Source organism: Peptoniphilus timonensis JC401 (genome assembly GCF_000312025.1).
Classification (GTDB): domain Bacteria; phylum Bacillota; class Clostridia; order Tissierellales; family Peptoniphilaceae; genus Peptoniphilus_A; species Peptoniphilus_A timonensis.
On record NZ_HE978593.1, the window covers coordinates 654,126 to 660,516 of the forward strand.

The 6,391-nt window shown below is 32.6% G+C and carries 5 protein-coding genes; all 5 read right to left on the reverse strand.

The window, feature by feature from the left end; translation table 11 throughout:
- Window positions 1-17: 17 nt before the first annotated feature.
- The 5 genes from HGPT_RS03190 to HGPT_RS03210 all read right to left on the reverse strand — a co-directional run bounded on the left by HGPT_RS03190 (window position 18) and on the right by HGPT_RS03210 (window position 6,198).
- Complete coding sequence (locus HGPT_RS03190; protein ID WP_019138431.1) at window positions 18-1,160, reverse strand: ABC transporter permease subunit; 1,143 nt, start codon at window positions 1,158-1,160, stop codon at window positions 18-20.
- Complete coding sequence (locus HGPT_RS03195; RefSeq protein ID WP_019138432.1) at window positions 1,153-2,229, reverse strand: ABC transporter permease subunit; 1,077 nt, start codon at window positions 2,227-2,229, stop codon at window positions 1,153-1,155. The genes HGPT_RS03190 and HGPT_RS03195 overlap by 8 nt, the downstream gene beginning before the upstream one ends.
- Window positions 2,222-3,814: a sugar ABC transporter ATP-binding protein gene (locus HGPT_RS03200; protein ID WP_019138433.1), complete on the reverse strand. Its 1,593-nt coding sequence runs from the start codon at window positions 3,812-3,814 to the stop codon at window positions 2,222-2,224. Before HGPT_RS03200 ends, HGPT_RS03195 begins: the two co-directional genes overlap by 8 nt.
- A 99-nt stretch (window positions 3,815-3,913) precedes the next feature.
- Complete coding sequence (locus HGPT_RS03205) at window positions 3,914-5,251, reverse strand: DUF3798 domain-containing protein (RefSeq protein WP_019138434.1); 1,338 nt, start codon at window positions 5,249-5,251, stop codon at window positions 3,914-3,916.
- Window positions 5,252-5,697: 446 nt separating this feature from the next.
- Entirely contained in the window at window positions 5,698-6,198 is a 501-nt protein-coding gene (locus tag HGPT_RS03210) for a YoaK family protein (protein ID WP_245544097.1), read from the reverse strand.
- Between the last annotated feature and the right edge of the window lie 193 nt (window positions 6,199-6,391).

A 6,391-nucleotide genomic window follows, 5' to 3' on the forward strand; every position in this document is an offset into this window, starting at 1 on the left:
ATTTAGTTTTTACAAATTTATTCTGCAACAGTTTTTCCATTATTTATTTTATCTTCTCTTAGCTTTAATCTATTTGCTTCAAGTTCTCTCTTTCTTTCGAAAGCATGAAGAATAAGAGCAAGAGTAACTACTCCATAAGAGATAAATGTTCTGAAGTATTCACCCATCATAGCATCTCCAGTTAAAACTCTTCCTGCTTGTGGAAGCACTATAAACATCAAGTGGAACAAAGCAGTACCTAAAATTACATTAGGAATTGATGCCTTTGATACAGATGCACCACCAACAAGGATTGATGCTGCTGCATAAAGAGCTGCTTGGTCTTGTCCTGCATAAGTTGCAAGAGTTCCAATATTTTGTAAATAAATAATTTGTCCATAACAAGCAAGCACTGTTGACATTACGATTGATGCAATTCTAATTTTGTCAGAATTCATTCCAGCATTTGATGCAACAAATTGATCTTGTCCCACTGCTTTCATGTCGTGACCAAGTTTAGTGTTTCTAAACCAAACAATAAATAGACACAACAAAGCAATAATTATAATTGTAACTACTGGCACATCAAAAAGAATTTGATGTTTAGCAGTAATTGGAATGTTAATTCTAAATTTTAAGATATTGTCAAAACCTTGAGCAGATGCAAGAGTAATTGAGTTTTTAATTCCATATCCTTGAGAAAGTACCATTGATTTAGTTCTCATTGGAATTATTGTTCCACAGAAGTAAAGCAAGAACAACATATACCAACCTAATATAAAGAAGGCAAGCATCATTGATGTGATCATTTCTCTTCCTCTAGCTCTGTTAAGAACTCTACCAGAAAATTGTCCAAGTAATATGGCAATTGGAGTACCAATAAGAGCAGCTATTAACAGTCCTGTCGCTCCTGTAAATCCCCAATCTTGTGCGAAAATTATTCCAATTTGTCCAGCCATAGCTCCTAGTGGGATACCAAAGTTAATACCCATACCAGCTATAATAGGAATAATAAGTGACAATACTAAGAAAGTATTTCTCACCATTCTCTTTGAAAGTTCATTTGTTATATAGGATAGTGGTGGTTTTGCAATTATAAGCCCAGCCACAACTATAATCATAAACAAAATTGGAACCATAAATCTGTATAAAAATTCTTTAAAATTAAATTTTTTATTCATCTTTACTCCTCCTTGTAAGTGCGTAAATTATCATTCCATTTGTGATTATCATTCTTAAAATTTCTGAAATATCTATATTTAGTGCACCATTTATTACTGTAGGAGTAAGAGTAATTACACCTTGGAATAAAAATGTACCAATTATAACATTTGGAATGGATGCCTTGTTAATACTTGCACCACCAATTAGTAGGGCTGCTACTGTTTGGAAGGTAAAAGCAAGTGGGGCTTGATAAAGTTGAATAAATCCATAGGATTGTTGATAAATAATAATTCCAACTGCAGCAAGTACTGTTGAAAAAATTACTGATACAAGTCTAACCCTATTGATGTTAATACCAGATGCTCTGGCATATTCTGGGTTAGATCCAACAGCTGTCATAGCTGTACCAGTTTTTGTTTTGAAAAATGCCCAAACTATAAAAGCCATAAGAGCAAATAATAAAAACATACCTACTGGAATTCTCACTCCAAGTATATTAATAGATAAAAAGTTATTTAATAGACCTTCTGTAATTTTTGTTCCATTGCTAAGGACTTTTGATTTCATCCAATAATCAGCAACTGGAATTTGTTGAGAAAGTCCCTTACCGCTGTAACTTAAAACAGATACTGGATTCTTGTAAGGAAGTATTAAATAAGCAATACACATAAAAGCTGTGAAAGAATAACCAACATAAGTTGCTATAAGCATTTCATCGCCCTTAATCCTATTTAAAAGTAGTCCATAGAAAAATCCAAAAATAATTGCTATAAGTGCAGCAAATATCATTGCTATAAAAATTCCTGTAAATCCCTTAAAACCAAATTCAATAGAAGTTACGCCACCAAGTATTCCTGCTACTACACCAATTGGGATACCAAAGTTAAGTCCACAACCTGATTGAACCATTGGAACAAGAGATAAAACTAAAACTGAGAACATTCCAAATCTTGAAAGAACATTTTGGATTGAGTCAGTAAGGGAAACACCTGCTATTGGAGCAGCTATAAAAAGTATTAATAAGAAAACTCCAATGATAAGTCTTGGTATTCCAATTCGCTGAATTAAACTTTTCTTTTTAGTCATTTCCTAGCTCTCCTTCCCCACTCATTAGAAGTCCAAAATTTGTAGGATCAGCACTTGCTGGCAGAATACCTGCAATTTTACCTTCACAAATTACAGCAATTCTATCACAAATACTTCTTAGCTCTTCAAGTTCTGATGAAACCATTACAACAGTTGTATTGTCTTTTTCATTGCTTTCTTTTAAAGCATCAAGCACAAGTTCCTTAGCTCCTATATCAATACCTCTAGTTGGTTCTGATACAAATAGAAGGTCTGGTTCCATGGCGAAAGCCTTGGCAAGACAAATTTTTTGTTGGTTACCTCCAGATAAGTTACCTGCTTTTTGATCAGATCCTGTGGTTTTTATGTGAAGAGAATCAATATAATGATCTGATAACTCTCTCATCTTTGTTTCGTCTCTAAATTTAAGTCCAAAAACTCTTTTAATAAATTTTTCTTGAACTTGCATTGCATTAAAAGCTATATTCCAAAAAATTGGTTCTTCTAGTAAAAGTCCAACACCTCTTCTATCTTCAGATACAAAGGCGATTTTATTTTTCAAAATATCTAGCGTATCTCCAAGTTTTAATTCTTTTCCGTTATAAATTATTTTTCCACCAACTGGATAAGTTCCAAGAATTCCATTTGGAATACCTAATTTGCCTTGACCAGCTAGACCTGCAATACCTAGGATTTCTCCTCTTATAACAGATAAAGTTACGTCGTAGACAGCTTCTCCTGGCATATCAACCCAAAGATTTTCAATTTCCATTATATGATCGTCCATATTTAGGTTTTTTGCCACTTTTTCTGCAACTATCTTCTTTTCTTCATCTCTTCCAACCATCCATTCAGCAATTTGCTCAATAGATAAGTTTTCATTTTTCCTATCTTCTATAATTTCACCATCTCTTAAAACTACAACTTGATCACAAACACTTGTGATTTCGCGAAGTCTGTGAGTGATAAAAATTATAGAGATACCAATATCAGAAAGTCTTCTCAAAGACTCTATTAAATTATTTGCCTCAGTTTCTGTTAAAACTGCAGTAGGCTCATCCATAATAATTAACTTGACATCTTTTCTAGTCATTTCTCTTGCAATTTCAATAAATTGCTTGTGACCAACAGGCATTTCAGATACCAAAGAGTTAGTGTCAATATCAACTTCCAAAGTATCTAATGATTTTCCTGCTATTTTAATGTTTTCTTTTGAATCTATACTTTCTAATTTCTTTCCAAAAACTTTTGATATGACAGAAGAGTTAGTCTTTTCCATATCCAAAGTTATATTTTCTGCTACTGTGAATCCAGGGATTAAACTAAATTCTTGATGTACCATTCCTATGCCTGCATTTAAGGCATCTATTGGATTTTTAAAGTCAATTAATTTCCCGTCAAAATAAATTTCACCGTTGTAACCGCCTGTATCCCTTATAACTTCCATACCGAAAATTATATTCATCAATGTTGACTTGCCGGCACCATTTTCTCCAACAAGTCCCAAAATTTCTCCCTTATTAAGAGAAAAATTTACATCTTTTAAGACGGCATTATCGCCAAAACTCTTGCTGACATTCTTGACTTCAAGTAAACTATTTGTCAACAGAATCCCTCCATCTTAATAAATATAAAATTAAAATCAACGGTCACCCGTTGACTTTAATTTTTTCATAATACATTTTTTATAAAGCTCTAATTTTGATTATTCAGCTTTTCCTTCAGCACTTTCTTGAGCTTCTTTAATAGCATCTAAGTCAACATTTAGATTTAGATATTTTTCAGGAACTTTAACCTTATCCATACCTAGATAACCTCTACCATATACATAAGTGTCTTGAGATAGTAAGAAGTGATTGTCCTTAGTTTCTCCAGAAGCTCTATCTATATAGTTTTCAGCCATCCATTTTGCACCTTCAGTGTAATTTTGGATTGCAGCTACAATTTGTTCTTGGTTAAGAAGTTCTCCTTCTCCTTTAAGAACGTTCATAACGTGATCAACAGCGCCAAGAGTTAGTGAATAACCTAGTGAATAAGCCCAAGTACCCATTCTCTTATCTCCGCCTTTTGCTACAACTGCTTCTTCTACAGCTGAATTAATTGCTTTCCAGTCCCCAGCCATGCTTTGGATGTCAACTGAGAATGCCTTTGGATATCCCATGATAGGAGATGGTAAGTCTTGTTCTACAAAGATAGCTCCGCCTGCTGCCACACCTCTTAATAATGGTTCAGTGTGGGCATCATTTGTACAGAAGAAAGCAGTGTCTTTGCCGTATTTGTCAATCCATGGTTGGATATTTTCTGCAACATATTGTTGTGCTCCAGGAACACCAATATCAGTTGTAGGATCTGGTGCGTTTAATGAAATAAATTCAAGTCCAAGGTCCTTACAAGCTTCTTCCATAATTGCACGTCTAAGAGCTAGAAGTTCGATAGACATGTGTCTTGGGAATGTGATGTGAGCAAATTTAGTTGCGCCCATTTCTTTGGCAGCAGCTATAATTCTATAACCTCTAGATACGTTATCAGCATCCATTACAAGGTCAGATGCATTTTCAACCATTACTGTATCTTCTTGAGCAACTAAGTTTACAAGAATGATGTCAGGTCTTTTTTCTCTAATTTGATTAAAAGCTGCAACAGTTCCTGGAACTGATTGATTTACAAGAACAGCCTTCATTAGAGGATCGTCTGCCATTGCAACGATTTTTGAAATAGTAGTTTCTTGTTCAGCTTCGAATCTGTCAGGATAAGTATCGTGTTTAATAACTCCGCCTTCATCAGCAGAACCGTAAAGTTCAATTGCCTTTTCAGCAGCACGGAACTCATCTTCAGATTGAGATACTGTACCAGTTATGATTCCAATGTGATATTCTTCGCCTTCTTTTAAAGTTTCAAACTTTGCCTTTTGACCTGCATCAGCAGTTGTGGAAGCTTCTCCTTCTTCCTTAGCTGCTCCGTTGTCAACTTTTTGACAAGCTGTGAATGCTAATGCCAAAAGCATTAAAAGCATAATACCCATAAACCCTTTAAATTTTTTCATTTTTTACACCTCTTCTAATTTATTTAATATTGGTTTATAAATTAATGAGATTTTATCACATTAAATGACAAAATTCAATGGTATTATTAATAATTTTAATAAATTTTATAAAAATAAATACAATCCTTTTACAACTTATGGACCAAAAGTAAAAATCCATGAAAAATTAACAATCTCATTCTTTCAAGAATGTAAATGATTTCATTTTTCTTTAATATTTATTTTTATTTTTTAAGATTTAAATTTTTAAAATTCACCTTGTACAAAGTATGATCCTTTTTCCATTTTAACCAATATCAAATTAAAGTTATATAAATAAAAAAAGTCTAAGTTACTTAGACTCAGACATCAAAAATTTTTTAATTATAAATATTTTTCTATTATAAGGTTCTCAAATCACAAAATTTTATAATTTATTCACTTCTTCTTTTTTAAGTTTAAACTTTTTATCCTCTATCCTCAAAAAATAAGATTACGAAAGAAATTAATAGTAATCCTGCTGCTAAAAGGATGGATTTAAATCCAAGTCCCTTAGAACTAATATAGCCAAGAGCTGCTCCCATTCCAAATATAAAAATAACTGTATAATATTTTTTTGCATTTTCAAGATAAATTTTTTCTCTCGTTATGTGATATTTTGAAAGATTTTCTGTCGCAGATCTTAAATTACCTATGCACATTGTTGTAGCAAAGTTAAGACCATATATTTTTTTGAAAGTATAAACTTGCATTGCACAAGAAAATGAAAGTAGTGCATTTGCCAAATTGTTTAAACTTTCTGGTATTAGAGATACAAAAATCATTATAAGCACTTCAAATCCAATTATGTATTGTCTCCAGTGCAAAATTCTTTTTTCTATTGCATCTTCGAAGCGAACAGCTACATATACGCCAAAGGCAAAGGAAAGAACTGGTATAAAATATGCCAGAGATTCTTTAAAATTCAAATCGACAATATTTTTAAATAGGAGGACGATATTTCCCGTTTGAGCATTTGCAAATACTTTTTCCTCTCATTAAGTAGGAATAAGCATCTTGAAACCCGCCAGCCAAAGTTATAAAAATGATAACTAAAAAAGTTTCATGTAAATTTTCGTAGGATTTTATTTTCAATTTAACCACCAATATATAGTTTAATAC

Excerpts from the sequence above, each read along its gene's own strand:
- HGPT_RS03190 (WP_019138431.1), bottom strand. The coding sequence starts at position 1,160 with ATGAATAAAAAATTTAATTTTAAAGAATTTTTATACAGATTTATGGTT.
- HGPT_RS03195 (WP_019138432.1), bottom strand. The coding sequence starts at position 2,229 with ATGACTAAAAAGAAAAGTTTAATTCAGCGAATTGGAATACCAAGACTT.
- HGPT_RS03205 (WP_019138434.1), bottom strand. The coding sequence starts at position 5,251 with ATGAAAAAATTTAAAGGGTTTATGGGTATTATGCTTTTAATGCTTTTG.